We start from the raw sequence: 3,438 nt of genomic DNA on the forward strand, positions 1-3,438 counted from the left end.
CCGTCGCGGCCGACCAGGTATTTGTGGAAGTTCCACTGCGGGCTCTGCCCCGGCTTCTGCTCCGCCGCCCAGCGGTAGAACGGATGCGCGGCGGGTCCGCGGACATGGGTCTTGTCCGCGACCGGGAAGGTGACGCCGTGGTTCTTCCGCGCGGCCTCGGCGATGGCGGGACCGTCGAGGGGCTCCTGATTGCCAAAATCGGGGGAGGGCACCGCGATCACCGTGAGGCCCCGCTCGCCGAAGCGGGTCCACAGCCCCTGGAGGCCGACGAATTGCGGGGCGTAGCCGCAGGCGGTGGCGGTGTTCACGATGAGGACGGGCTTGCCGGCATAGGCCGAGAGCGGAAGGCTGCCGCCCTCCGGCTTGTCGAAGGCGAAGGCGGCCGCCGGGCCGGTCTCCGCGGCATGGGCGCGGCCCGCCGCGAGAACGGCGATCATCGCGAGGCAGTCCCGGCGGCGAATCGTCATGGCGTTGTCTCCTCCGTCTCCGAGGCTGCCACAGGGGGGCGGCCGTCGGGTACGAGCCCGATCGTCGCGGGTTCGCGCGGCGGAGGGAGTTGTCAGACGGCGCGGGCGGCCAGCGCCTCGCGCACCGAGCAGGCGACCGCCTCCTCCTCGCTTGGGCAGGGCACCAGCAGCGCGTCGGCCGGCACGAGGTCGGCGCAGTCGCTGACCGCCGAGTCGCAGGCGACGACGATGCCGAGATTCGGGCGGAGCGCCCGTGCCTCGGCCGCGAGCTCGCTGAGTCCGAGCGAGCCGTGCAGCTCGGCATCGGTCACGAGGACGTCGACCGGCAGTCCGAGCACGAGCACGGTGAGCGCATCGACGGCCGAATCGACGGTGATCGCGCTGTAGCCCGCGCGGCGGATCTGCCCGTTGATCTCGTCGCGCCACTGTTTGCGGCGCCCCGCGACCAAAACCTGCACACCGTAGCAACTGCGCGGCGTCCCGTTGCCGCCGACAGCGCCATCCGCGCGAGCGGCAGCCGGGTCGATGGTCGCGTGCTCACGGTCTTGGGTGCGCTGCATCATTCTAGGTTACGCAGATCGCCCAAGGCATTCAAGCATCACAGAACGATGACAGGTTCTATGCTCCATACGGGACACACCCCGCATCACGCGACAAGACTCGGTCTCGTCTTGCCTATCGCAAGTTGTGCCGCCCGTACCCTATGATCCGATACGGGCCGATCACCGTCCTGCGTGAGCTGCCGCGAGATTCTCCGAGGCGGCAGAGGTTTCGCCATCCTCGACCGACCGCCGCGTGTTGACGTGGGGCGCGCCGGGCGCAAGACAGCGGCCCGCGACCTCAAGCTTCACGAAGCTTCATGCCCGTGTCGCCTCCGCGTGCGAGGCCGCGCCTCCCGACGCGGCCGAACCGGCGAGAACGGGTACGAGACGGAGCCGACGACCGATGTCATCCACCGAAATCTCTCCCCTGGCCCCCGCCACGTCGCCGTCGCTGCCGGAGATCGCGGGCGTGCGCCTCGCCACCGCGCAGGCCGGGATCCGCTACAAGAACCGGACGGACGTGCTCTACGTCGCCCTGGACGAGGGGACTCAGGTCGCGGGCGTGTTCACCCGCTCGCGCTGCCCCTCCGCGCCGGTGGATTGGTGCCGGGACGCGCTGACGGCCCGCAAGGGCGCGCGGGCGCTCGTGGTCAACTCGGGCAACGCCAACGCCTTCACCGGGATGAAGGGCCGCGAGGCGGTGACGCTCACGGCCGAGATCGCCGGCCGGGCGGCGTCCTGCGCCCCGGAGGCGGTGATGATCGCCTCCACCGGCGTGATCGGCGAGCCGCTCGATGCGCGCAAGTTCGAGGGCGTTCTGGCCGAGTGCGCCGCCCGCGCCGAGGGCGGCGCCGAGGCCTGGGCGCAGGCGGCCCAGGCCATCATGACGACCGACACCTTCCCGAAGCTCGCCACCCGCCGGGTCGAGATCGACGGCGTGGCGGTGACGATCAACGGCATCGCCAAGGGGGCCGGCATGATCGCGCCCGACATGGCGACGATGCTCTCCTTCGCCTTCACCGATGCGGCTCTACCGCAGGACGTGCTGCAGGAGCTGCTCAGCGAGGGCACCAAGACGTCGTTCAACTGCGTGACGGTGGACGGCGACACCTCCACCTCCGACACGCTGCTGCTCTTCGCCACCGGCGCCGCGGGCAATACGGCGATCACCCGCGCCGACGACCCGCGGCTCGACGGTTTTCGCGCTGCCCTCGACGACCTCCTGATCGAACTCGCGCAGCTCGTCGCCCGCGACGGGGAGGGCGCCAACAAGCTCGTCACCGTCGAGGTCGAGGGCGCCGAGAGCGATCCCTCCGCCCACCGCATCGCCATGTCGATCGCCAACTCGCCCCTGGTGAAGACGGCGGTGGCCGGCGAGGATGCCAATTGGGGGCGCGTAGTGATGGCCGTCGGCAAGGCCGGCGAGCCCGCCGACCGCGACCGCCTCGCGATCTGGTTCGGCGACGTGCGCGTCGCGGTGCAGGGCGCCCGCGATCCCGATTACAGCGAGGCGGCGGCGAGCGCGGTGATGCGGCGGCCCGAGATCACCGTGCGGGTCGATCTCGGCCTCGGCCAGGGCCGCGCCCGGGTCTGGACCTGCGACCTCACCAAGGCCTACGTCGCCATCAATGGGGACTACCGCTCGTGAAGTTCCTGGCCCCCGCCGCTTCCCTCCTGCTCCTGGCCGTTGCCACCGCACCGGCCGCGGCCGACGACGAGCCCGGTCGCATCCGGGTGATCGGCCGCGCCTCTCAGGAGATCGCGCCGGACTTCGCCTCGGTGGAGATCGGCGTCGAGAGCCGCGGCGCGACGCCCGCCGCCGCCCTCGATGCCGCGAGCCAGGCCGCGAAGGGCATCGTCGCGGCGGCGAAGGCGATGGGCGTGGCGGAGGCCGATATCGGCACCTCCTCGATCACCCTGCAGCCGCGGACCAAGAATGTCCGCCTCCCCGACGGAACAATGGGCGAGCGGGACGACGGCTACACGGCCGGCAACCGGGTGCGGGTCCGCTTGGCCGAGATGGGCAAGCTCGGCGAACTGATGCGGCGCACCCTCGAATCCGGCGCCAACCGGATCGAGGGCATCAGCTTCGGCCTGCGCGACCCGGCCGCGGCGGATGCCGCCGTGCAGGTCGCCGCCGTGAAGGACGCGAAGGCCCAGGCCGAGCGCATCGCCGAGGCGACCGGCGTCAAGCTCGGCACTGTGCTCTCGATCGAGTCGCCGCCGCGGGCCGAGTCGCCCCGCCCGATGCCCTACGGCCTCGCCATGAAGGCCGCGGCCCCCCGCGGCCGTACCGCCGTGCCAGTCGAGGCGGGGACGATCGAGACCTCGGCCGAGGTCGACGCCGTGTTCGCGATCGGCCGATGAGCCCGCCCGTCAAGCTGGTGCTCGTCGTCGCGGCGGCGCTCGTCGACGCCGACGGCCGGGTG

4 protein-coding genes are annotated in these 3,438 nt (G+C 71.8%); 2 read left to right on the plus strand and 2 right to left on the minus strand.

Annotation, left to right across the window (positions count from 1 at the left end):
* Together MFF42_RS24045 and MFF42_RS24050 are read right to left on the minus strand one after the other, a co-directional pair.
* The coding region (locus MFF42_RS24045; RefSeq protein WP_238258357.1) for a glutathione peroxidase at window positions 1-467 on the minus strand (467 nt) is incomplete at its 3' end.
* A gap of 92 nt (window positions 468-559) precedes the next feature.
* Window positions 560-1,030, minus strand: coding sequence for a response regulator (locus MFF42_RS24050; protein ID WP_238258359.1), 471 nt, complete (start codon window positions 1,028-1,030; stop codon window positions 560-562).
* Window positions 1,031-1,412: 382 nt separating this feature from the next.
* On the opposite strand from MFF42_RS24050, the gene argJ reads away from it, so the two are divergent.
* The gene (argJ, locus tag MFF42_RS24055; RefSeq protein ID WP_238258361.1) at window positions 1,413-2,657 is read left to right on the plus strand and encodes a bifunctional glutamate N-acetyltransferase/amino-acid acetyltransferase ArgJ; all 1,245 of its coding nucleotides are present in this window, start codon (window positions 1,413-1,415) and stop codon (window positions 2,655-2,657) included.
* Window positions 2,654-3,376: an SIMPL domain-containing protein gene (locus tag MFF42_RS24060; RefSeq protein WP_238258363.1), complete on the plus strand. Its 723-nt coding sequence runs from the start codon at window positions 2,654-2,656 to the stop codon at window positions 3,374-3,376. The genes argJ and MFF42_RS24060 overlap by 4 nt, the downstream gene beginning before the upstream one ends.
* The last annotated feature ends 62 nt before the right edge of the window (window positions 3,377-3,438 follow it).

It is taken from the genome of Methylorubrum podarium (assembly GCF_022179745.1).
Classification (GTDB): Bacteria; Pseudomonadota; Alphaproteobacteria; order Rhizobiales; family Beijerinckiaceae; genus Methylobacterium; species Methylobacterium podarium.

What these genes read in the sequence shown, in the direction of transcription:
- argJ (WP_238258361.1), top strand. Translation starts at nt 1,413, where the DNA reads ATGTCATCCACCGAAATCTCTCCCCTGGCCCCCGCCACGTCGCCGTCG.
- MFF42_RS24050 (WP_238258359.1), bottom strand. Translation starts at nt 1,030, where the DNA reads ATGATGCAGCGCACCCAAGACCGTGAGCACGCGACCATCGACCCGGCT.